The sequence below is a fragment of the Sphingomonas sp. genome (genome assembly GCF_017304635.1).
In the GTDB taxonomy this organism is placed as follows: Bacteria; Pseudomonadota; Alphaproteobacteria; order Sphingomonadales; family Sphingomonadaceae; genus Sphingomonas.
This window is the reverse complement of sequence record NZ_JAFKMA010000001.1, coordinates 1007721-1029430: the sequence shown is the minus strand read 5'-3', so window position 1 is coordinate 1029430 and position 21710 is coordinate 1007721. Positions and strand designations below refer to the sequence as shown.

Genomic DNA, 21710 nt, shown 5'->3' with positions numbered 1-21710 from the left:
CCGGATGATGCACTGGGCGCGACGGGCGTGATCGGCGATATCGGAAGATGGGTCTCCGCTTTCGCGGGGATGACGGTGCAGTAGGCGGCGCGCTAGGCCGGAATTTCCTTCCCGCCCTTCCACAAGCGCAACACCTTGCCTTGCACCGGCAGGCCGTCGAACGGCGTATTGCCGGCGCGGGCGAGTAGCGCGTCGCCCTTGACCTGCCACGGTGCGTTCGGATCGAGCAGCATCAGGTCGGCCGACTGGCCCGGCGCCAACGCCCCCGTATCGAGCCCGAGCACCTTTGCCGGATTGGCGGCGAGAAGCGCGAACAGGCGCTCGAGCGGCAGTTGCAGCGATAGCGCTAGGGCCAGCAACGTCTCCGCCCCCGACGCGCCCGCGGTCGCATCGGCGAAGGGCAGGCGCTTTTCTTCCGGCCCGCGCGGATCGTGGCCCGAGCACAGCACGTCGATCGTCCCGTCCTTGAGCGCCGCCAGCGCCGCGCGGCGGTCGCTCTCGTCGCGCAAGGGCGGCGACAGATGCGCGAAGGTACGGAAGTCGCTCATCGCGATGTCCGACAGCAGCAAGTGCGCCGGGGTGATCCCGCACGTCACGGCGACGCCGCGCCGCTTGGCGCTGCGCACCAAGTCGAACCCGGCCGCCGTCGTGACCTGCCGGATATGAAGCCGCGCGCCAGTCTCCTCCGCCAGCGCAAGGTCGCGCGCGATTGCCAGCGGCTCGGCCAGCGCGGGCGCAGCGGGCAGGCCGAGCCGTGTCGCGGTCTCCCCGGCGGTCGCGACCTTGCCGGCGGTCAGCCCAGCGTCCTCGGCATGGGTGATGACGGTCAAGTCGAGCTCGCGGGCATAGGCGAAGACTTTAGCCATCACCCCCGAATCGGCGATCCAGCGCCGTCCGGTCGCGACCGCGCGCGCGCCGGCTCCCTTCATGATCGCCATCTCGGCGAGGTCGACGCCCTTCAGGCCCTTGGTCGCGGCGGCGATCGGGTGGATCCACAGATGCGGCTTGCCGACCAGCGACGCGCGCTGGACGATGCCCGGATCGTCGAGCACCGGTGACTGGTCGGGCATAAGCCCGACTCGAACGATGCCGCCCGCGCGAAACGCCGCGCGATCGATCGCGAACACGCCGAGATCGACAATCCCCGGCGCCAGCAGCTTGCCGCCGCAATCGATCGTGGCCGCGTCGGGGGAGGGGGCATCGACGATCATGCCTTCACGCACCGCGAGTTCGCCGTCAGTCACGCCCTCGGCGCCGACGATCCGCGCGTTGACGAAGCGAAGCGCGGTCATGCCCAGCTCTCCACGCCGCGCGCCCGCCGGGTCAGCACGTCCAGGCACGCCATGCGCACCGCGACGCCCATCTCGACTTGTTCGGTGATCGCCGATTGCACGCCGTCGGCGACGATCGAATCGATCTCGACCCCGCGGTTCATCGGCCCCGGGTGCATTACCAGTGCGCCGGGTTTGGCCCGTTTCAGCCGCTCGACCGTCAGGCCGTAACGTAGGTGGAACTCGCGCGTCGACGGGATGAAGGCGCCGTCCATCCGCTCGTTCTGCAACCGCAGCATCATCACCACGTCGGCGCCGTCCAGTGCAGCATCGAAATCGGCGAAAGGCGTCACCCCCATCCGCTCGATCGCCGCCGGCATCAGCGTCGCCGGCGCGACCACGCGGACTTCGGCGGCGAGCGCGGTCAGCGCCAGGATGTTTGACCGCGCGACCCGGCTGTGAAGGATATCGCCACAGATCACCACACGCTGCCCCGCGATGCTCCCGCGCCGCCGCCGGATCGTCAGTGCGTCGAGCAATGCCTGGGTCGGATGCTCGTGACTGCCGTCGCCGGCGTTGAGTACCGGGCAATCGACCTTACCGGCGATCAGCCGCACCGCGCCCGAACTGGCGTGGCGGATGACGATCATGTCGGCGCGCATCGCGTTCAGCGTCTGGGCGGTGTCGATCAGCGTCTCGCCCTTCTTCACGCTCGATTGCCCGGCATGCATGTTGACGACATCGGCGCCGAGCCGCTTGCCGGCGATCTCGAAGCTCAGCAGCGTGCGCGTCGAATTTTCGAAGAAGGCGTTGATCTGGGTGAGTCCGGCCAGCCTTTTGTCGGGCTTGGCATGCGCGCGATTGGCCGCGATCCACTGTTCCGCTTCGTCGAGCAGGAACGTGATCTCGTGCGGCAGCAGATCGGCGATACCGGTCAGGTGACGGTGCGGGAAAACGGCGCCGCCTGCGATCAGGGCGGCGGGGCGGTGGTCCGAGGATGACATTAAAGCCATCGCCTAGCCGCTGCCCGCCGATCGCGCAACGACCGGTTGCGGTCAGCTCGCGGTCAGGCCATCGATCGCGCCTTGCAGGATGTAGCTCGCCGCCAGCTTGTCGACGCGTTCGGCGCGTTTGGCGCGGGACAGGTCCTCGGCGATCATCTGGCGCTCGACCGCCTGGGTCGACCAACGTTCGTCCCACAGCAGGATGGGCAGGCTGAGATCGGCGAGATTGCGGGCGAAGGCGCGAGTCGATTGCGTGCGCGGGGAATCGCTGCCGTCGAGGTTGAGGGGGAGGCCGACGACCAGCCCCTTCACGCCCTGCGCGGCGATCAGCGTGGCGAGCGCGGCCTTGTCGGCGGTGAACTTGGTGCGGCGGATCAACTCGGCGGGGCTCGCGAAGCTCCACCCGGCGTCGCACAAGGCGGTGCCGATCGTTTTCGTCCCCACATCGAGCCCGAGCAGCCGCCCGCCCGACGGCAAAGCGTCGCGGAAGACGGAGCGATCGGCGGTAATCATCGTTTGCTGAAAGCCGCGAACCGCCGCGCCGCATCGGCCCGGATGTTCGCCCAGAACAGCGAGTAGTCGTACACATGGTAGTTGTTGCCCGGCAGCACATACTTGCCCATGTCGATTGGCGCGCCGATGCTCAGGATACCGCGCCCAATGCAGGCCGCCGGCACCGTGTTCGCGACCATCGTCGCGGTCTGGAAATCGGCCGACGAGGTTAGCGTGCCGAGATTGGCGCTCGCCGGCGCGGTTGCGTCTGCGGTCCCGGTCAGCGGGTTGGTGCAGACCAGCGCAGTGCCGCGCCGGGCTATGCTGGTCGGCCCCGTCGTCTGATCGAACAGGTCGAGGACCTGGCTGGGATCGGCGGGCTCGGCGAAGCTCTGCCATGACAGGATGCAGCCGCTCTGATCCGCCGCCCGGCATTCGGGCAGGCCGAGCGCGGACAAATCGGCGGTGCGCGAGATCGGCCAGCCGATCGCGTAGACGGCGACGATCCGCTGCGCGAGCGGCGTCCCCGCGATCCGGTCGCGGAGCAGGCGTGTCAGGTGGAGCGACCCTTGGCTATGCCCGGCCAGGATGATCGGGCGATCCGGCCCGATCTGCTGCACGAACGCGTCGAACGCTGCGAGCACGTCGCGATAGGCGAGGTCGAGCGCTTGGCCCGCTTCCTTCTGCCCGGTCAGGAACGCGCCGAACGTCGCCTGGCGATAGCGCGGCGCCCAGATCTGGCCGACCTGGTTGAACGCCGACGCCTGCCCCTTGGTGAACAGGTCGGCATAGGAATTGGCGCGCTCGTCGTCTGCCGGCGCGTTCCAGTGCGCGCGATCGATGTAGGAGGTCGGGTGGATGTAGAACACCGCGACCGGCGCCGCCGCCGGCACGCCGTAGCCGGGCGGCGTCCACATGGCTGGATTGCCAGGCAGATCAGGCCGCGCGATCCACATCTTCCTGTCGGCGTAGGCGGCGGCGGGCTCGGGCGGGGCGGCGACGAACGCTTCGCTCGGCACCAGCGCCATCCGCATCAACTGCTTGCCGAAGAAGCGGTAGGCGAATGCTCCCGCGATCGCCAGCAGGATCAGGACGACGATGACGTAAAGGAACTTGCGAGCCACGCCGCGCCCGTGCCTGAAGGCGGCGGCGGTTGCAATCTCGGGCGCCGCTGGCTAGCCGCGCCTCTATGTCCGTCAACACCGCCACCGTGAAGAAGATCGCGAGCCTTGCCCGCATCGCGATCACCGACGAGGAAGTCGCGAGGATCGCGCCCGAACTCGACAACATCCTGGGCTGGATCGAGCAATTGGGCGAGGTCGACACGTCGGGCGTCGCGCCGATGACCGCAGTGATCTCCAACCATCTGCGCCTGCGCGACGACGTAGTCGATGCCGATCCCGCGACCGCCGGCGGCAAGCGCGACGCCGTGCTGGCGAATGCGCCGCAAGCGGAACATGGCTTCTTCACCGTGCCGAAGGTGATCGAGTGATGCCTTCGATCGTCACCCCCGCGAAAGCGGGGGCCCATCACTCGACTGTTGCACCTTGCGGCTCCCTCAGGAGTCGGGTCCCCGCTTTCGCGGGGATGACGGAGTATTTGAAGTGACCGACCTCACCGATCTCGGCGTCGCCGCCATCCGCGATGGCGTGCGTGCCGGCACCTTCTCCGCGACCGAGGTGGCGGAGGCGTTCACCGCGCGGGTCGCCGCCGCGAAGACGCTCAACGCCTTCCTGGTCGAAACCCCCGATCACGCGCTCGCCGCCGCCCGGGCCGCTGACGACTCGCGCGCCAAGGGCGAGGAGCTCAAGCCGCTTGCCGGCGTGCCGATCGGGATGAAGGACCTGTTCTGCACCAAGGGCGTCGCCTCGACCGCGGCGAGCCACATCCTCGAAGGGTTCACGCCCGAATACGAATCGACCGTCAGCCAGAATTTGTGGAACGCGGGCGTGGGCATGTTGGGCAAGCTCAACATGGATCAGTTCGCGATGGGGTCGTCGAACGAGACCAGCTATTTCGGCAACGTCATCTCGCCGTGGCGGCGCAATGACGGCGGCAACGCCGCGCTCGCGCCGGGCGGATCGTCGGGCGGCAGCTCCGCCGCCATCGCCGCGCGGCTGTGCCCGGCGGCGACCGGCACCGACACCGGCGGCTCGATCCGCCAGCCCGCCGCGTTCACCGGGATCGCCGGGATCAAGCCGACCTATGGCCGCTGCTCGCGCTGGGGCGTGGTCGCGTTCGCATCCAGCCTCGACCAGGCCGGGCCGATGGCGCGCGACGTCCGCGACTGCGCGATCATGCTGGAGGCGATGGCCGGGTTCGACGCCAAGGATGCGACCAGCCTGCAACTCGACGTGCCGAAGTGGGAGGCGGGGCTGAACGCCAGCCTGGCCGGCAAGCGGATCGGCATCCCCAGGGAATATCGTGTCGACGGCATGCCGGCGGAGATCGAGGCGCTGTGGCAGCAGGGCATCGACTGGGTGCGCGATGCCGGGGCGGCGATCGTCGATGTCTCGCTGCCGCACACCAAATACGCGCTGCCGGCCTATTACATCATCGCCCCGGCGGAGGCGTCGTCGAACCTCGCGCGCTACGATGGCGTGCGCTACGGCCTGCGTGACTTGCCCGAGGGCGCGAATCTCCAGGAGATGTACGCCGCCACGCGTGCCGTCGGGTTCGGGCCGGAGGTCAAGCGCCGCATCCTCATCGGGACGTACGTGCTGTCGGCCGGCTTCTACGATGCGTATTTCACGCAGGCGTCGAAGGTCCGCGCGCTGATCGCCCGCGATTTTGACGAAGCGTGGAAGTCATGCGACCTGCTGCTCACGCCGACAGCGCCATCGGCGGCGTTCGCGTTGGGCGAAAAGTCGGCCGATCCGATCGCGATGTATTTGAACGACGTCTTCACCGTGCCGTCGAGCCTTGCGGGCCTGCCCGCGATGTCGGTGCCGGGCGGGCTAGACGCGGCCGGCCTGCCGCTGGGGTTGCAGGTGATCGGCAAGGCGCTGGACGAGCAAAGCGTGCTGAACGCGGGGCTGGCGCTGGAAGAGCGGGCCGGGTTCGTCGCGCGGCCGGATCAGTGGTGGTGAGGCTCGCCGCAGCGAAATAGCGGAAGCTATTTTGCGGCTCGGCGACGAGTCCGGCAGGTGGGGCAACGCTCCCGACCGACGACGCGGCTTCGCCGCGGCGCCTTCCGCGCATCTCACCCGTGTGACCGCTCCACCGAATCGAGGATCCGCGCGCCGGCCATGAACACGGCGACCGGGCAGCACGCGAACAGCAGCCAGCCGCCGACGCCAGGATATTGCTGAAGGTAATGCATCCCACGCTCCACCGCGCCCAGGCCGAGCGCGTAGATCACCGCGAACGCTTCGAACTTGGTCTTGATGACGAACAGGCGCGCGAGCTTGGTCCACATGCCTGCGTTAACGCATGCACCGTGCCAACGGCGGAAATCCGTGGCTTCGGATTAAGCAACAGGGTTAACTGTCAGTAAATCCGACAGATCGAGCGCGTCGAGCAGCGCCGCGCGCGCCGCCCGGATGCGCGCGATCAGCGTCGGGTCGGCAATCGAGTCGGCGGCGATCTCGATTGGCCAGTGCGCCTCGATCACCGCGGCGATGCGGTCGAGCTTTGCGGCATCGACCAGGAAGCGCGGATCGACCGTCGCCGGATCGCACACCACGCGCAGTCGCAGGCACGCTGGGCCGCCGCCATTCGCCATCGACTGGCGCACGTCGACCACCTCGACCCGGCGGATCGGGCCATTGCCCGCCAGCATGTCCTGCAACCAGCCCCACACCGCCGCATTGTCGCGCGCTTCGCCCGGCACGATCAGCGTCATCGCGTCATCGGGCGGTGTCACGAGCTGTGCGTTGAAGAGGTACGAGGCGATCGCGTCGGCCAAGCTGACCCGCGCGGCGGGCACTTCGACGATCTCCGCCCAGGGTGCCACGGCGGCGATCTCGGCATAGAGCGCCGCCTTGTCCTCAAACGCCTGTTCGTGTGCAAACAGCACGCGTTCGTTGGCGACCGCGACGACGTCGTTATGGAACGCGCCGGCCGCGATCGCCTCATTAGATTGCTGGGCAAAGATCGTTCGCACCGGATCGAGCCGATGCGCCCGCGCGACCGCCTCGCACGCCTCGCGCCGCTGCCGTGCCGGAAAGCGACCACCGGGCTCGCCATAGACGAACAGTTCGACACCCGGCGCACCGTGCTGCTCGCACAGCCGCATGTGGTTGGCGGCGCCCTCGTCGCCGAACGGGGCGGGGACGGGACCGTGCACCGAGAACGCCGGGTCGGTGAAGGCGAGGCGAAGTTGCGCCAGCGTCTGCGGCCATTCGTGGCTGCGGTGCGGCATCGTCATCAGATTGGCGACGGTCAGGTGGCACGCGCCGTCGCCGGTATCGGGGGCAGGGGAGACCGTCGCCGCGTTCGCCGCCCACATCGCCGACGCCGACAGCGCCTGCGCCCTTAGGTACGCGGGCGCCGCGTCGTACTCGGTCGCCAGCGCCGCAAGCCAGGCGTCATTGGGCCGGTCGTGCGGCAACAGGGTCCCTTGCGTCAGCCCCAGCGCCAGGTTCGCGCGCATCTTCGTCACGCCCTCCAGCGCTGCTTCGCGTGGGCGCGACACCCGGCCGGCATTGGCGGTGGCAGCGAGATTGCCGTGGCTCAGCCCGGCGTAATTGTGGCTCGGCCCGACGATACCGTCGAAATTGATCTCGACGAGCACGCTCACGCCCGCGCCACATAGGTGATCGCGTCTCCCTCGCCGACGCCCAGCGCCGCCGCCGCCGTGCGGTCGATCACGACCCCGCCCGCCGCCGGGCGGATACGCGTGAAGGTGCAGCGGAAATCGGTGAGTTGCCCGCACGCCGCCAGCGCGCGATCGCCGCCATCCTCGTCGATCGCCACGATCGTTGCGGTCGTCGCGTTGGCGATGCTGGTCACGCGGTCGGTCCGCGCGGTCATGGTCGGGCCGCCGTCGAAGATGTCGATATATTTCTCGAACGCGAACCCCTCGCTTTCCAGCATCCGCATCGCGGCCCGGCCGGAGGGGTGGGGCAGGCCGATGACGCTGCGCGCGCTTTCGGTCAGCATCGCGACGTAGATCGGGTGCCTGGGGAACAGATCGGCGATGAACTGGTGTCCATGCATTGCGTTGAAGCGATCGGCGTCCTGGAAATTCATCCCGAAGAACCGCCCCGCCAGCCCGTCCCAGAACGGCGAGCCGCCGGCCTCATCGATGATCCCGCGCAGCTCTGCCAGCACGCGGTCGGCGAAGCGCGCGCGATGCATCGCGATGAACAGGTAGCGGCTGCGCGCGAGCAGCATGCCGAGCCCGCCGGCCCGCTCTCCCGGATGAAGGAACAGCCCGCCGACCTCGCTCGACCCTTCCAGGTCGGTGGTCAGGCTCAGCAGTTCGGCGCGGAACGTGCGGTCGAGCACCTCGCTCTGCTGCGTCAGCGTGCCCATGCGGTACGAATAAAACGGGTGCTTCTGGCCGACCTGGCTGAACAGCTGGCAGGTACCGCGGACGTCGCCGGTGTCGATATTCTCCAGCATCAACACGAATACGTCGTCGTCGAGCTTATCGTCGCCTCGCGCGAATGCCGCGCCGCTCTGGTCAAGCCGTCGCTTCAGCGCGGGGCGATCGGCCGGCAGGTTGGTGAACCCGCCCCCGGTCAGCTTGGCCATTTCGTAGAGATGGTCGATGTCGGCGTCCTGCGCCGCGCGGATTCGAAAGCTCACACGCCCCCCTGTTCGGCGATCTTGAGGATGGTCAGCGCCGACAAGGCGGCACGTTCGGGCAGCGAGTCGACCAGCAGAAACTCGTCCGTTGAATGGATCGCGCCGCCTCGTGCGCCCATCGTGTCGACCACCGGCACGCCACACGCCGCGATGTTGTTGCCGTCGCACACGCCGCCGGTCTCTTTCCATCCGATCGTGAGACCGAGGTCGTGGCCGGCGCCACGGACCAGCTCGAACAGGCGCGCGGCGGCGGGGTCGATCGGCTTGGGCGGGCGGTTGAAGCTGCCGTGAAGCTCGATGCGGACGTCGTGGTTGCTCGCGACTCCGGCGACGGCGTCGTCGAGCGCGGCCTGGGCGGCTACGATGGCCTCTGGCGAGGCGGGGCGGAAGTTGACGCGCAGGACCGCCAGATCGGGCACGACATTATTCGGCCCGCCGCCCTCGATCCGCGCCGGATTGACCGCTAGCCCTTCGCGCCGTGCCGCGAACAGGTGGACCGCCAGGTCGCTCGCTGCGACGATCGCGTTGCGACCTTCGTCCGGATTGCGCCCGGCATGCGCGCTCTTGCCATGTACGACGAGCGAGAAATTGCCGGTGCCGCTACGCGCGCCCGCCAGCGTCCCGTCGGCCAGCGCCGGCTCGTAGGTCAGCGCCGCGACCTTACCGCGCGCCAGTTCGGCAATCAGCGCGGCGGAGGAGAAGGAACCCGTTTCCTCGTCCGAGTTGATGAGTACATCATAGCCGATCCGCGCGGCGAGCGGGGTTTCCTCGATGGTCTTCAAAGCGGCGAGCAGCAGCGCGAGGCCGCCCTTCATGTCGGCGACGCCGGGGCCGTTCAGCGTGTTGGCGTCGATTGTGGTCAGCGTCTGGAAGGGATGATCGGCGGGATAGACCGTGTCCATATGCCCGGTGAACAGCATCCGCACCGGCGCGTCGGGCCGCACGCGCAGGACGAGGTGGCGGCCATGCTCGATCGCGCTGGTGGTGCCGTCGGCGCCGACCGCGCTCGCCGGCGCTGGTTCATGGAGCGCGATGTCACCCGGCAGCGCGGCGAAGGCATCGGCGAGCAGCCCCGCCATCGTCGCCAGCCCGCCCAGGTTTCGCGTCCCGCTATTGACCGCCGCCCAGGCTCGCGTGTTCGCCAGCATCGGTTCGGCACCGACCCGGTCGAGGATCGCGGCGCTGTCGGTCGGAAGCGTCATCCCGACGCTCTACCCGCTCGATTGGCTGGAGTGAAGGTTGGGTATTAGTTGCCGATCTTTTCGCCCAACTCCCCAGCGAACGCCGCCAGCACGTCCTCGTACAGCTTGCGCTTGAACGGGACGATCAGCGACGGCAGTTCCGCCGGATCGACCCAGCGCCACGACATGAATTCCGGATGCGCGGTCGCGAGGTTGATGTCGGTATCCTCGCCGGTGAAGCGATAGAGGAACCACGTCTGGCGCTGGCCGCGATACTTGCCCTTCCACACCTTGCCGATCAGCTCGGCGGGCAGGTCGTAGGTGAATTCGCCCGGCGCCTGCGCCACGAAGTCGATATGCTTCGGCCCGACGCCGATCTCCTCGCCCAGCTCGCGCACGGCGGCGGTCCGCGCGTCCTCGCCGGGATCGATCCCGCCCTGCGGCATCTGCCACGCTTCGGTCGTGGCATCGAGCCGCTGGCCGACGAACGCCTTGCCGGCGTGGTTGACCAGCATTACCCCGGCGCAGGGGCGGTAGGGAAGGTCGGCGAGATCGGTCATGCGGCGGCCTGGGCCATGACGCGCTCGCCCTCGGCCTCGACCACCAGATCCTTGAGCGCGGCGAGCGCGCCCGCCACGTCCCCGACCGCCGATGGGATCGCCTGGCGCAGCGTGATGAAGCCGTGGATCTGCCCCTTCGCCTCGCGGAACACGACCGGCACGCCGGCTTTGGCGAGCGCGGCGGCATAGGCGCGCCCCTGGTCGCGGATCGGGTCGAGGCTCGCCGTCAGCACCACTGCGGGCGGCAGTCCGGCGAGGTCACCGCGGAGCGGCGACGTGCGGACATGCTCCGCTTCCGCCGCATAGGCCGCGCCAAACCACTCCATCGCGTCGCGAGTCAGCAGATAGCCGTCGGCGAACTCGCTGTACGACGGATACTCGGTCGCCATATCGGTCGCCGGATAGAAGGGCAGTTGCGCGATCACCGGCACCTTGGCGGGTACATCGCGGAGCGCCATCGCCGTCACCACCGCCAAATTACCCCCCGCGCTGTCGCCCGCCAGGATCAGCGCCGTCACCGCGCGATCCAGCGCCGCCGGGCTCTCTGCCACCCAACGCGCCGCCGCCTCGCAGTCGTCGGGCGCGGCGGGCCACGGCGCCTCCGGCGCGAGGCGATAATCGACCGAGATCACTGGCAGATCGAGCGTGCGCGCCATCTCCGCGCAGAAGCTGGCGTGCGTCGCGACGTTGCCGATCACGAACCCACCGCCATGATAGAACACCACTGCCGGCCCCGGCTCGCGGCTGGCGCGCGGATCGAACAGGGTCGCGGGGATATCGCCCGCCGGCCCCGGAACGGTCAGGTCGAGCATCGTGCCGAGCTGCCCGGCCGGCGGGTCAGCGATATCCTTCATCGCGAAGTATTGCGCGCGCGCCGCCGGGGCATCGAGCTCGTGCATCTTCGGCCCCGGAATGTTGGCCAGGAATTGCAGGAACTGGCGGACGTCGGGGCGCACGTACGGGTCGGTCATCGCTATCCTCTCTCGGCTTTCCACCGTACCTAGGCAGGATGATCGCGGTCGTCCATCATCCGGATTACGTCGCGCCGGGCCTGCCGCGTTCGGGCTATCCGTGGAACAAGAACGGCGCGATCCGCGATCTGCTGCGCGAGTCGGACGCTGTGATCGAGTGGCATGTCCCCGAGCCGATGCCGCTGCGCTGGCTGGAGGCGGCGCACGACCCCGATTACGTGGCGCAGGTGCTGGCCGCCCAGGTCCCGCGCGAGAAGGAGCGGCGGATCGGCTTTCCAGTCAACGAGATCGTCGCGCGCCGGGCGCAGGTGGTGCCCGGTGGTACATACCTTGCAGCCAGGCTGGCGCTGGAGCGCGGCTATGCGGCGAACGGGGCAGGGGGCAGCCACCATGCGCTGTACGACACCGGCGCCGGCTATTGCGTGTTCAACGACCTCGCGATCGCGGCGATCCGCCTGACCGAGGAGCGCGTCGTTGGCCGCGTGCTGATCGTTGATTGCGACGTGCACCAGGGCGACGGCACCGCCGCGCTCACCGCCGGCCGGCCCGGCATCGCGACCTATTCGATCCATGCCGAGAAAAACTTCCCGGCGCGCAAGGCCCGCTCGACGCTCGACGTGCCGCTGGCGGACGGGATCGGCGACGACGCCTATCTTGAGACGCTGGGCACGACGCTGACCCCGCTGCTCGATGCCGAACGGCCCGATCTGATCCTGTACCAGGGCGGCGTCGATCCCTTTGTCGGCGACCGCCTCGGCCGTCTCGCGCTGAGCGAGGAGGGGCTGATCCGCCGCGATCGCCTGATCGCCGACCTCGCACGCACCCGCCGCATCCCCCTCGTGAGCACCGTCGGCGGCGGCTATGGCGACGACGTCCTCGCCATCGCCCGCCGCCACGTCGCGACGATCCTGACGCTGGGGCGCAACGATGGCGTCGTCGCGGCAGGCCGAGCCGCAACGCTATCGCGTGATTAGCGTCGATTGGGGTGAAAAACTGCTACACTGAGGGCGGGCGCAAACTTTGGTTGGCCACCGTCGCGGGACGGCCTAGAGCATGTCGCGATTATCTCGCTAGGAACAGGCATGGCGACTGCCACACACGAAATCACCCCCGCCGAGGCGTCGGCGCATCCGTCCGCTGAATCGATCGTCGTCCGTTTCGCCGGGGACTCCGGTGACGGCATGCAGCTGACCGGCGGCCAGTTCACGCTGTCGACCGCGCTGGCCGGCAACGACCTGTCGACCTTCCCCGATTTTCCGGCGGAGATCCGCGCACCGCTCGGCACCTTGTTCGGGGTCAGCGCCTTCCAGATCAATTTCGGCTCGACCTCGATCGAGACGGCGGGCGACGCGCTCGACGTGCTGGTCGCGATGAACCCGGCCGCGCTCAAGACCAATGTGGAGGCGCTGAAGCTCGGCAGGCTCATCATCGCCGACAGCGGCGAGTTCACCGAGCGCAACCTCGCCAAGGCCAAGTACGACGCCAACCCGCTGGAGGACGGCAGCCTGGCGAAGTGGCAATTGCTGGCGTTCGACATCTCGCAGCTGACGCTCGACGCGGTGAAGCCGTTCGGGCTGGGCAACAAGGAAGCGCTCCGCTGCAAGAACATGTGGACGCTGGGGCTCGCGCTGTGGATGTTCGATCGCGACCGCCAGCCGCTGATCGACTGGCTGAAGGCGAAGTTCGCGAAGAACCCGACGCTGGCCGAGGCGAACATCGCCGCGATCAACGCCGGCCATGCTTATGGCGAGACGGCGGAGATTTCGGGCCCGCTCAAGCAGCACAGCGTGCCGGCCGCGCCCGCCGAGCCCGGGCTCTATCGCACCGTGACGGGTGCGGAAGCGGTGTCGATGGGGCTAGTCGCAGGCGCGCAACTCGCGGGCCTGCCGATGTTCTTCGGCGGCTATCCGATCACGCCGGCGTCGGCGATCTTGCATCATCTGAGCCGCCTCAAGGAGTTCGGCGTCACCACCTTCCAGGCGGAGGACGAGATCGCCGCGGTTGCCTCGGCGATCGGCGCGAGCTATGCCGGACAGCTCGGCGTCACCTCGTCGTCGGGGCCCGGAATTGCGCTGAAGGGCGAGGCGATCGGGCTCGCGATCATGACCGAATTGCCGCTGGTGGTGGTCAATTCGCAGCGCGGCGGACCGTCGACCGGACTTCCCACCAAAACCGAGCAAAGCGACCTATACCAAGCGGTTTACGGGCGAAACGGCGACGCGCCGATGCCGGTGATCGCCGCGCGCTCGCCCGCCGACGCGTTCGAGGTGGCGATCGAAGCGTGCCGCATCGCGACGCAGTACATGACGCCGGTGATGCTGCTGACCGACGGCTATATCGCCAACGCCGCCGAGCCGTGGAAGGTGCCCGACGTGAGCACGTACGAGCCGTTCCCGGTCCAGTTCCTCGAGGAAGCGCCGGCCGAGGGGTTCAAGCCCTATGCCCGCGACGCCAAGCTCGCGCGGCCATGGGTCAAGCCCGGCACCCCCGGCCTGCTCCACCGCATCGGCGGGATCGAGAAGGCGCAAGGGACGGGCAACATCGATTATTCGCCCGGCAACCACCAGGCGATGACCGACACGCGCCGCGACAAGGTAGCGGGGATCAAGGTGCCAGACCAGGCGGTGGAGCTCGGCGAGGATAGCGGGAAGCTCGTGGTGGTCGGCTGGGGCTCGACCTTCGGGCCGATCCACCAGGCGGTGCGACGCGCGCGGCGCAAAGGGCTCGACGTCAGCCACATCCATATCCGCCACATCTGGCCGATGCCGCAGAACCTGGGCTCCTTGCTCAAGCGGTTCGACCATGTTCTGGTGCCGGAGATGAACACCGGCCAGCTAAAGACCGTGCTCCGCGATCAGTTCCTGGTCGACGCGAAGCCGCTCAACAAGGTGTCGGGCCAGCCCTTCCGCATCGCCGAGATCGAAGCCGCGATCGACGCGATGCTGGCGGGTGGGGAAGGCGGCGAGGTCGCCGCCGATCGCACCGAACTGCCCTCGATCAAGGCCGTCAATCCATGAACGACATGACCCCGTCCGCGAAGTCGCTGCCCAAGGACTGGGAGACCGACCAGGAGGTGCGCTGGTGCCCCGGCTGCGGTGACTATGCCATCCTGAAGGCGGTGCAGCGGACCATGCCGGAAATCGGCGCGCGGCCCGAAAATACCGTGTTCGTCAGCGGCATCGGCTGCTCGTCGCGCTTCCCTTATTACATGGAGACGTACGGCTTCCACACCATCCACGGCCGCGCGCCGGCGGTGGCGACGGGGGTCAAGCTCGCCAATCCGGATCTCGACGTGTGGATCATCACCGGCGACGGCGACGCGCTGTCGATCGGCGGCAACCATACGATGCACTTGCTGCGGCGGAACCTGAACTGCCAAGTGCTGTTGTTCAACAACGAGATCTACGGCCTGACCAAAGGGCAATATTCGCCCACGTCGCGGGTCGGCACACGCAGCCCGTCGACCCCGTTCGGCTCGGTCGATCGCCCGGCAACGCCGTGTGCGTTCGCGCTTGGCTCGGGCGCGCGGTTCGTTGCGCGCGGGATCGACGTGCACAAGAACCTGCCGATGGTGTTGAAGGCGGCCTATGCCCACCAGGGCGCGGCGTTCGTCGAGATTTTCCAGAACTGCATCGTCTATAACGACGACGTCTTCGCGTCGTTCACGGCCAAGCCCAATGCCGGCAACCAGATGTGGGTCGAGCACGGCAAGCCGCTGCTGTTCGACGGCGGCACCAAGGGGCTGGCGATGGACGTCGAGCGGCTGGTGCTGAAGGTCGTCGACGTGGCGGGCGGCGACTGGCAGGCGGCGGGGGTCGCGGTGCACGACCAGACCAACCGCGGCCTCGCGCACATGCTGGTCGAGATGCCGTTCGGGTCGTTCCCGATGGCGCTCGGCGTGCTGTACGACGACCCCGCGCCGACCTTCGACAGCGCCGTCGTCGCGCAGAACACGGCAGCAAGCGAGGGCAAGGCAGCGAACCTCCAGAAATTGCTCAGCCAGGGCCAGACCTGGATGGTCGAGAAGGAGCCGCGCGCGGAGTAGGGAACCGACGGGCGCGCCGACCGTACCGTCGATGAATGCCTGATCCTGACCTCCTTTGGTTCCGCCGTGATCTGCGCCTCGCCGACCAGCCCGCGCTGGCCGCGGCGATCGCGGAGGGGCCGGTGGTGCCGGTCTTCGTGCTCGACGATGATGTCGCCGGGCAATGGCGGATGGGCGGTGCGTCGCGCTGGTGGTTGCATCATAGTCTCGCCAGCCTCGACAAGGATTTGCGCGCGCGCGGATCGCGACTGGTCCTGCGCCGGGGCGATTGCGCCGAGGAACTGACGAAGGTTGCCAAGGCGGTCGGCGCGCAGGCCGTTCATGCGATCAGCCATTACGAGCCGTGGTGGCGGGCGGCTGAGGATGCGGTCGCCAAGCAGCTCGACCTGATCCTTCACGACGGCAATTATCTCGCGTCGCCCGGATCGATCATGACCGGTAGCGGGACGCCGTACAAGATCTACACGCCGTTCCGCCGCGCGCTCGATGGCGTCATGCCGCCGCCGCATCCGCACAATCGACCGCGAGCGATCCCGGCACCTACTACATGGCCCGCGAGCGATGTGTTGGCGGATTGGGATTTGCTCCCGACCAAGCCCGACTGGTCGACCGGGTTCGGCAAGGAGTGGACGCCGGGCGAAGCCGGAGCGCACGACCGGCTCGACGATTTCGTCGATGCGGTCGCCGACTACGATCACACCCGCAATCTGCCCTCGGTCGAAGGCAGTTCACGGCTATCGCCGCATCTTCACTTCGGTGAAGTATCGGCGGCGCAGGTCTGGCACCGGCTGGCGGGGAAGGGCGGTTCGGTCCGCGTATTCCTCGGCGAGTTGGCGTGGCGCGATTATGCGCAGAACGTGATCCTCCAGCTGCCGAAATACGGCGCGAAAAATGGCCGCGACCGCTTCGACAAGCTCCCGTGGCGGACGGGCAAGGCGGCGAAGGCCGATTTCCGGGCGTGGCAGCGCGGGCTCACTGGCTACCCCATCGTCGACGCCGGCATGCGCCAGTTGTGGACGAGCGGCTGGATGCACAACCGCGTCCGGATGATCGCCGCCTCCTTCCTCATCAAGCATCTGCTGATCGACTGGCGCGAGGGCGAGCGGTGGTTTTGGGACTGCCTGGTCGACGGCGATTACGGCAACAACTCGGTGAACTGGCAGTGGGTCGCGGGCACCGGGATCGACGCCAATATGTGGGGCCGGATCATGGCGCCGCTCGCGCAATCGGAGAAGTTCGACGCCGCCGATTATATCCGCGAATGGGTGTCCGAACTGCGCGGCCTGTCCGATGCGGCGATCCACGATCCCGAGGCATCCGGGTGCAAGCCCGATGCCTATCCCGCCAAGCTGATCGGGCATCGTGAGGCCCGCGAGCGCGCCTTGGCCGCCGGACGCGCGGTTCGCTAACCCAAGTGCCTTGGCGGAGCGCCGCCGCTTTGGCATGACGCCGCGCGATGGACGTCGCCGTGACCCGAACCAAACGCCGCCGCCCCAGCCCGCTCGGCTGGTTCGGCCGGCGCGTGCTCGCCCGGATCGATCGCGGCATCGTCGAGGGGGCTATCCTGACATCGCTTCCCGGCGGCGAGCCGATGCGACTCGGTGGACGAGCGCCGGGGCCGGAAGCGATCGTCATCTTGCGTTCGTGGTGGTCGTTATGGCGGCTGGCGACCGGCGGATCGGCGGGCTGGTACGAGGCGTGGGCGGCGGGGGAATGGGAAAGCCCCGATCCGGTCGCCCTGTTCGAACTGTTCACGCGCAATCGCCGCACGCTGGCGCCGGCCGGGCGGGCGCAGGGGCTGGGTCGATGGCTGCGGCGGCAATGGCACCGGGCGCGACGCAACGACCGAGCGGGGGCGCTTCGGAACATCCACGAGCATTACGATCTGGGCAACGATTTCTACGCCCTGTGGCTCGATCCGGGGATGACTTATTCGAGCGCGGTGTTCGCGGCGCCGGGACAGGATCTGACGGCGGCGCAGGACACCAAACTGGCGGCGATGCTGGCACGGACCGGATGCGGCACGGGTAATCGCATCCTGGAGATCGGGTGCGGCTGGGGGTCGTTCGCCGAGACCGCGGCGAGGGCCGGGGTCGGCGTCCACGGCATCACGCTTTCCACCGACCAGCGCGCCTTTGCCGAAGCGCGGATGGCGCGGCTAGGGCTCGACAGCGTGACGATCGACCTGATCGACTATCGCGACGTCGGTGATACGTACGATGGCATCGTCAGCATCGAGATGGTCGAGGCGGTGGGCGAGGAATATTGGCCCGACTACCTCGCCGCCATCGCCCGCGCCTTGAAGCCCGGTGGCCGCGCGGCGATCCAGTATATCGCGATCGACGATGCGATCTTCGACGGTTACGCTCGCAACGTCGATTTCATTCAGCGTTACGTCTTTCCCGGTGGGATGCTGCTGTCCGAAAGTCGCTTCCGCGCCATCGCCGAGCGGCACGGACTGGCCTGGCAGGACCGTCACGCCTTCGGGCTCGATTATGCCGAGACGCTGCGGCGCTGGCGCGTGGCATTCGACGCGGCGGTCGCAGAAGGGCTTTTGCCGGCGCGGTTCGACAGATATTTCATCGACTTGTGGCGCTATTATCTGATGTATTGCGAAGGCGGGTTCCGCGGCGGGGCGATCGATGTCGCGCAGGTGACGCTGGTGAAGGCGCGCTGACGTCCGCCTGGCCGGTCAGCGCCAAACTTGACAAAATTGACGGGGGTAGCGGCCCCAAGCATGCGACCGCCGACCGGCCTGAAACACGTTCGAAAAGCATGCCGCGGCTTGGCATGCTAAACCCAACATCGCCAGTGGATCAGCCGACCCGCTCGCAATGTCCCGACACGAAATCCTCGCCGAGCAGCGCCGCGATGCGTTCCGCCACGGCCTCGGGTGGCTTGACGCTCGCCGGATCCTCGCCGGGATAGGCGCGCTCGCGCATGCGGGTGCGCGTGGCGCCGGGGTCGATCACCGCGACGCGGACTTTGCTGACCCCCGACACTTCCTCGCCATAGGCCAACACGAGCGTCTCCATCGCCGCTTTCGACGCGCCGTACCCGCCCCAATAAGCGCGCGGCTGGCGGCCGACGCTGGAGGTCATCGCCACGACGCGGGCGTCGGTCGACTTGCGCAACAGCGGATCGAACGCCGCGATCAGCGCGGCCTGCGCCGATACGTTGAGCGTCATCACGCGCGCGAACTCGCCCGGATCGATCGCCGGGACCGCCGACAGCGAGCCCAAGGTCGCCGCATTGAGCACCAGCATGTCGAGCGCCGGCCACCGCTCGCCGATCGCGGTCGCCAGCTTGGCGATGCTGTCGCTTTCGGCGAGGTCGAGTGGCGCGATCGTCGCGGTGCCGCCGGCAGCGTGGATCGCTTCCTCGACCTGCTCCAATGCGCCGGCCGACCGCGCGGTCAGGACGACGTGCGCGCCCTCCGCCGCCAGCTTATGTGCGATCGCCGCGCCGATCCCCCGGCTCGCGCCGGTCACCAGCGCGAGTTGTCCTTCGAATTTCCTGGTCATGAATCCCTATTCAGCGGCTTCGTGCAGCGCGAGTTCGGCGTCCATCGCATCGTGATCGGTCAGGCGAGTCGGATAGTCGCCGGTGAAACACGCATCGCAATAGCGCGGCGTCAGGTCGTCGCGGCCCGCTTCGCCCAGCGCCTTGTACAAGCCGTCGATGCTGACGAACGCCAGGCTGTCGGCGTGGATGAAATCGGTCATGCCGGCGAGACTCAGACGAGACGCGAGCAGCTTCTCACGCTCGGGCGTGTCGACGCCGTAGAAGCACGAATTGGTCGTCGGCGGGCTGGCGATCCGCATATGGACCTCGCGCGCGCCGGCCTCGCGCATCATCTCGACGATCTTTAAGCTGGTGGTGCCACGGACGATCGAATCGTCGACCAGCACGATCGACTTGCCCTTGATGAGCGCGCGGTTGGCGTTGTGCTTCAGCTTGACGCCGAGCCGCCGCACCTCCGCCGAGGGCTGGATGAACGTGCGACCGACATAATGCGAGCGAATGATGCCGAGTTCGAACGGGATGCCGCTCTGCTGGGCATAGCCGATCGCGGCGGGCACGCCCGAATCGGGGACGGGGATGACGAGGTCGGCCTCGACCGGCGCCTCGATCGCCAGTTGCGCACCGATCGCCTTGCGCACTGAATAGACCGACTGGTCGCCGGCGATCGAATCGGGGCGCGAGAAATAGACCCATTCGAAGATGCACGGGCGCGGGCGATGATCGCCGAACGGGCGCAGCGAACGGAGCTTGCCGTCCTCGACCAGCACCAGTTCGCCCGGCTCGATCGAGCGGACATAATCGGCGCCGACCACGTCGAGCGCCACCGTCTCCGACGCGAAGATATAGGCGTCGCCCAGCTTGCCCATCACCAGCGGCCGGATGCCGAGCGGGTCGCGGCAGGCGATCATCCCCTGCGACGTCATCACGATCAGCGAATAGGCGCCCTCGACCCGGCGCAGCGCGTCGATGAACTTGTCGAGCGGATCGCGATACGAACTGGTCGCGACGAGGTGCAGGATGACCTCGGTATCGCTGGTCGACTGGAAGATCGCGCCGCGTGCGACGAGGTCGTCGCGCAGGAACATCGCGTTGGAAATGTTGCCGTTATGCGCAACCGCGAAGCCGCCGCTGGCCAGGTCGGCGAACAGCGGCTGGACGTTGCGCAGCGCCGTTTCGCCGGTGGTCGAATAGCGGACATGGCCGCAGGCGACGTTGCCGCGCAACGCGCCCATGATCTCGTCGCGGTCGAAATTGCCCGCCACGTGCCCCATCGCGCGATGGCTGTGGAAATGCGCACCGTCCCAGCTGGTGATGCCGGCCGCTTCCTGGCCGCGATGCTGCAACGCATGGAGACCGAGTGCGACCAGCGCGGCCGCGCCGTCGGCGCCGGACACGCCGAACACACCGCACTCCTCGCGGAGTTTATCGTCATCGAAGGGATTGGTCGTCAGCATGGGCTTCCCGGATGCCGTGGCGCGAGGGCCATATAGTGACGGGGATCGGCTTTGTCGCGCATTTGTCATCGACCGATCGTGCATTTTGTCGTGTTTGCGAGGCGGGTAAGGAAGCCGCATGACCGACTCGCGCGATTCCGGGCTGACGCTCGATCCGAAATGGGACGCCAACGGACTCATCACCGCGGTGGTGAGCGATCCGGACGGCAATTTGCTGATGGTCGCGCACATGAACCGCCAGGCGCTGAACGCGACGATCACGAGCGGCCATGCGACGTTCTGGTCGCGCAGCCGGGGCGAGTTGTGGCGCAAGGGCGCGACGTCCGGCAACACGATGGCGGTGCGCGAGATCCGGATCGATTGCGACCAGGATGCGGTGTGGCTGATCGTCGATCCGGCCGGGCCGGCCTGTCACACCGGCGAGCGATCCTGTTTCTATCGGCGCGTGACGAGAACCGGACTGGAGCGCATCGCGTGAAGCGGGCGCTGGTCGCGCTGCTTCTGCTCGGTGGGTGCCAGCGCGAGTCGGCGAACGCAACGCAGCCGGCGCCGACCAGCTTGGAAGCGGCGGCGGTCGCGGCCGGGATCGTCGCCGACCCGGCGGCCGGCGACCCGACGGGACTGTATGCCCGCGACAACGACAAATTGTGCCTGGTGCCGGGGGCGACGGGCTATCGGATCGGCATCACCGTCACGTACGGGGATCAATATTATTGCACGGGGCGCGGTACCGCGACTCGTGCCGGGGAGGCGCTGCACGTCGCGCTGACATCGGCGCCGGGTTGCTCGTTCGATGCGCGGTTCGAGGGCGACCGCATCAACCTGCCCGGCGCGTTGCCCGATGCATGCCAGAAGGCGTGTACCGAACGCGCATCGCTGGCGGGGCTGGGCGTCGAGCGGCTGAGCGATTCGTCCGACGAGGCCGGTGGCTTGCGCGACCGACGTGGGCAGCCGTTATGCGCCGGCGACTGAGCGCCGCTTCCCTTTGACGTAAACGTAAAGCTGCGGTAGGATGGCGGCATGCCCTGGGTGCCGTCCTATGCGCCAATCGAGCCGCTCGCCGACCGCGATGCCTTCTCGATTTCCGATCTCTCCGCCGAATTCGGTGTGACGGCACGCGCGTTGCGCTTCTACGAGGACGAGGGGCTCATCGCGCCCGAACGGCGGGGCACGCAGCGCATCTATTCGCATCGCGATCGCGCGCGGCTGGCGTGGATCCTGCGCGGCAAGCGCGTCGGCTTCTCGCTGACCGACATCCGCGAACTGATCGACCTGTACGATGTCGGCGACGGTCGCCGGACCCAGCGTCAGCGGACCATCGACCGCTGCCACAACCGGATCGAGACGCTGACCGCGCAGAAGCGCGACATCGACGCCGCCATCGCCGAACTCACCGAATTCACCGCGCTGCTCGAAGCGGGCGCACGCGCCGACCGGAAGGACTAGGACCCTA

Annotated in this window: 22 protein-coding genes; 10 read left to right on the top strand and 12 right to left on the bottom strand. The window is 68.1% G+C overall.

Features of this window, described 5'->3' with window-relative positions; translation table 11 throughout:
• Positions 1-92 precede the first annotated feature (92 nt).
• From J0I47_RS05165 to J0I47_RS05150, 4 genes are read right to left on the bottom strand one after another with little or no spacing between them, the layout of a single operon-like run.
• The gene (locus tag J0I47_RS05165; protein ID WP_294045371.1) at positions 93-1292 is read right to left on the bottom strand and encodes a dihydroorotase family protein; all 1200 of its coding nucleotides are present in this window, start codon (positions 1290-1292) and stop codon (positions 93-95) included.
• The gene (locus J0I47_RS05160) at positions 1289-2275 is read right to left on the bottom strand and encodes an aspartate carbamoyltransferase catalytic subunit (RefSeq protein WP_294045370.1); all 987 of its coding nucleotides are present in this window, start codon (positions 2273-2275) and stop codon (positions 1289-1291) included. Before J0I47_RS05160 ends, J0I47_RS05165 begins: the two co-directional genes overlap by 4 nt.
• Before the next feature lie 51 nt (positions 2276-2326).
• Complete coding sequence (gene ruvX, locus J0I47_RS05155; RefSeq protein ID WP_294045369.1) at positions 2327-2788, bottom strand: Holliday junction resolvase RuvX; 462 nt, start codon at positions 2786-2788, stop codon at positions 2327-2329.
• Positions 2785-3891 (bottom strand): DUF3089 domain-containing protein, encoded by a 1107-nt coding sequence (locus J0I47_RS05150; protein ID WP_294045367.1) that lies wholly within the window; start codon positions 3889-3891, stop codon positions 2785-2787. The genes ruvX and J0I47_RS05150 overlap by 4 nt, the downstream gene beginning before the upstream one ends.
• 65 nt (positions 3892-3956) lie before the next feature.
• Between J0I47_RS05150 and gatC the strand changes: the two genes are divergently transcribed.
• Both gatC and gatA read left to right on the top strand, forming a co-directional pair.
• A complete protein-coding gene (gatC, locus tag J0I47_RS05145; RefSeq protein ID WP_294045366.1) occupies positions 3957-4259 on the top strand; it encodes an Asp-tRNA(Asn)/Glu-tRNA(Gln) amidotransferase subunit GatC in 303 nt (100 codons plus the stop codon).
• Between the two features lie 112 nt (positions 4260-4371).
• Positions 4372-5856, top strand: coding sequence for an Asp-tRNA(Asn)/Glu-tRNA(Gln) amidotransferase subunit GatA (gatA, locus tag J0I47_RS05140; protein WP_294045365.1), 1485 nt, complete (start codon positions 4372-4374; stop codon positions 5854-5856).
• Between the two features lie 113 nt (positions 5857-5969).
• On the opposite strand, the gene J0I47_RS05135 is transcribed toward gatA, so the two are convergent.
• From J0I47_RS05135 to J0I47_RS05110, 6 genes are read right to left on the bottom strand one after another with little or no spacing between them, the layout of a single operon-like run.
• Positions 5970-6185 (bottom strand): hypothetical protein, encoded by a 216-nt coding sequence (locus tag J0I47_RS05135; protein WP_294045364.1) that lies wholly within the window; start codon positions 6183-6185, stop codon positions 5970-5972.
• A 51-nt stretch (positions 6186-6236) separates the two neighbouring features.
• Complete coding sequence (locus J0I47_RS05130) at positions 6237-7502, bottom strand: N-succinylarginine dihydrolase (protein ID WP_294045873.1); 1266 nt, start codon at positions 7500-7502, stop codon at positions 6237-6239.
• A 2-nt stretch (positions 7503-7504) separates the two neighbouring features.
• Positions 7505-8521, bottom strand: a complete 1017-nt coding sequence (locus J0I47_RS05125; protein WP_294045363.1) for an arginine N-succinyltransferase — start codon at positions 8519-8521, stop codon at positions 7505-7507.
• Positions 8518-9723 (bottom strand): hydrolase, encoded by a 1206-nt coding sequence (locus tag J0I47_RS05120; protein WP_294045361.1) that lies wholly within the window; start codon positions 9721-9723, stop codon positions 8518-8520. Before J0I47_RS05120 ends, J0I47_RS05125 begins: the two co-directional genes overlap by 4 nt.
• A 44-nt stretch (positions 9724-9767) precedes the next feature.
• Entirely contained in the window at positions 9768-10262 is a 495-nt protein-coding gene (locus J0I47_RS05115; protein ID WP_294045360.1) for an RNA pyrophosphohydrolase, read from the bottom strand.
• Complete coding sequence (locus tag J0I47_RS05110) at positions 10259-11233, bottom strand: alpha/beta hydrolase (protein WP_294045358.1); 975 nt, start codon at positions 11231-11233, stop codon at positions 10259-10261. Before J0I47_RS05110 ends, J0I47_RS05115 begins: the two co-directional genes overlap by 4 nt.
• A gap of 38 nt (positions 11234-11271) precedes the next feature.
• On the opposite strand from J0I47_RS05110, the gene J0I47_RS05105 reads away from it, so the two are divergent.
• The 5 genes from J0I47_RS05105 to J0I47_RS05085 all read left to right on the top strand — a co-directional run bounded on the left by J0I47_RS05105 (position 11272) and on the right by J0I47_RS05085 (position 17955).
• Entirely contained in the window at positions 11272-12207 is a 936-nt protein-coding gene (locus J0I47_RS05105) for a histone deacetylase (protein ID WP_294045357.1), read from the top strand.
• A 108-nt stretch (positions 12208-12315) separates the two neighbouring features.
• Positions 12316-14250, top strand: a complete 1935-nt coding sequence (locus J0I47_RS05100; protein ID WP_294045356.1) for a 2-oxoacid:acceptor oxidoreductase subunit alpha — start codon at positions 12316-12318, stop codon at positions 14248-14250.
• Positions 14247-15278 carry a 2-oxoacid:ferredoxin oxidoreductase subunit beta gene (locus tag J0I47_RS05095; protein WP_294045355.1) on the top strand — a complete coding sequence of 344 codons (1032 nt, stop codon included), beginning with the start codon at positions 14247-14249 and terminating at the stop codon, positions 15276-15278. Before J0I47_RS05100 ends, J0I47_RS05095 begins: the two co-directional genes overlap by 4 nt.
• 35 nt (positions 15279-15313) lie before the next feature.
• Entirely contained in the window at positions 15314-16687 is a 1374-nt protein-coding gene (locus J0I47_RS05090) for a deoxyribodipyrimidine photo-lyase (protein WP_294045353.1), read from the top strand.
• Between the two features lie 59 nt (positions 16688-16746).
• Complete coding sequence (locus J0I47_RS05085; protein WP_294045352.1) at positions 16747-17955, top strand: cyclopropane-fatty-acyl-phospholipid synthase family protein; 1209 nt, start codon at positions 16747-16749, stop codon at positions 17953-17955.
• 139 nt (positions 17956-18094) lie between these two features.
• Here the strand turns inward: J0I47_RS05085 and J0I47_RS05080 are convergent, their stop codons facing one another.
• Together J0I47_RS05080 and purF are read right to left on the bottom strand one after the other, a co-directional pair.
• Positions 18095-18802 (bottom strand): SDR family NAD(P)-dependent oxidoreductase, encoded by a 708-nt coding sequence (locus J0I47_RS05080; protein WP_294045351.1) that lies wholly within the window; start codon positions 18800-18802, stop codon positions 18095-18097.
• Positions 18803-18808: 6 nt separating this feature from the next.
• Positions 18809-20257 carry an amidophosphoribosyltransferase gene (gene purF / locus J0I47_RS05075; RefSeq protein WP_294045349.1) on the bottom strand — a complete coding sequence of 483 codons (1449 nt, stop codon included), beginning with the start codon at positions 20255-20257 and terminating at the stop codon, positions 18809-18811.
• 118 nt (positions 20258-20375) lie between these two features.
• On the opposite strand from purF, the gene hisI reads away from it, so the two are divergent.
• The 3 genes from hisI to J0I47_RS05060 are packed head-to-tail and all read left to right on the top strand — an operon-like array spanning position 20376 to position 21703.
• A complete protein-coding gene (hisI, locus tag J0I47_RS05070; RefSeq protein ID WP_294045347.1) occupies positions 20376-20735 on the top strand; it encodes a phosphoribosyl-AMP cyclohydrolase in 360 nt (119 codons plus the stop codon).
• Entirely contained in the window at positions 20732-21229 is a 498-nt protein-coding gene (locus tag J0I47_RS05065) for a hypothetical protein (protein WP_294045346.1), read from the top strand. Before hisI ends, J0I47_RS05065 begins: the two co-directional genes overlap by 4 nt.
• A gap of 48 nt (positions 21230-21277) precedes the next feature.
• Positions 21278-21703, top strand: a complete 426-nt coding sequence (locus tag J0I47_RS05060; protein ID WP_294045345.1) for a MerR family DNA-binding transcriptional regulator — start codon at positions 21278-21280, stop codon at positions 21701-21703.
• Positions 21704-21710 lie beyond the last annotated feature (7 nt).

Excerpts from the sequence above, each read along its gene's own strand:
- J0I47_RS05165 (WP_294045371.1), bottom strand. The coding sequence starts at position 1,292 with ATGACCGCGCTTCGCTTCGTCAACGCGCGGATCGTCGGCGCCGAGGGC.
- J0I47_RS05160 (WP_294045370.1), bottom strand. The coding sequence starts at position 2,275 with ATGTCATCCTCGGACCACCGCCCCGCCGCCCTGATCGCAGGCGGCGCC.
- ruvX (WP_294045369.1), bottom strand. The coding sequence starts at position 2,788 with ATGATTACCGCCGATCGCTCCGTCTTCCGCGACGCTTTGCCGTCGGGC.
- gatC (WP_294045366.1), top strand. The coding sequence starts at position 3,957 with ATGTCCGTCAACACCGCCACCGTGAAGAAGATCGCGAGCCTTGCCCGC.
- J0I47_RS05135 (WP_294045364.1), bottom strand. The coding sequence starts at position 6,185 with ATGTGGACCAAGCTCGCGCGCCTGTTCGTCATCAAGACCAAGTTCGAA.
- J0I47_RS05120 (WP_294045361.1), bottom strand. The coding sequence starts at position 9,723 with ATGACGCTTCCGACCGACAGCGCCGCGATCCTCGACCGGGTCGGTGCC.
- J0I47_RS05115 (WP_294045360.1), bottom strand. The coding sequence starts at position 10,262 with ATGACCGATCTCGCCGACCTTCCCTACCGCCCCTGCGCCGGGGTAATG.
- J0I47_RS05110 (WP_294045358.1), bottom strand. The coding sequence starts at position 11,233 with ATGACCGACCCGTACGTGCGCCCCGACGTCCGCCAGTTCCTGCAATTC.
- J0I47_RS05105 (WP_294045357.1), top strand. The coding sequence starts at position 11,272 with ATGATCGCGGTCGTCCATCATCCGGATTACGTCGCGCCGGGCCTGCCG.
- J0I47_RS05100 (WP_294045356.1), top strand. The coding sequence starts at position 12,316 with ATGGCGACTGCCACACACGAAATCACCCCCGCCGAGGCGTCGGCGCAT.
- J0I47_RS05095 (WP_294045355.1), top strand. The coding sequence starts at position 14,247 with ATGAACGACATGACCCCGTCCGCGAAGTCGCTGCCCAAGGACTGGGAG.
- J0I47_RS05090 (WP_294045353.1), top strand. The coding sequence starts at position 15,314 with ATGCCTGATCCTGACCTCCTTTGGTTCCGCCGTGATCTGCGCCTCGCC.
- J0I47_RS05080 (WP_294045351.1), bottom strand. The coding sequence starts at position 18,802 with ATGACCAGGAAATTCGAAGGACAACTCGCGCTGGTGACCGGCGCGAGC.
- purF (WP_294045349.1), bottom strand. The coding sequence starts at position 20,257 with ATGCTGACGACCAATCCCTTCGATGACGATAAACTCCGCGAGGAGTGC.
- hisI (WP_294045347.1), top strand. The coding sequence starts at position 20,376 with ATGACCGACTCGCGCGATTCCGGGCTGACGCTCGATCCGAAATGGGAC.
- J0I47_RS05060 (WP_294045345.1), top strand. The coding sequence starts at position 21,278 with ATGCCCTGGGTGCCGTCCTATGCGCCAATCGAGCCGCTCGCCGACCGC.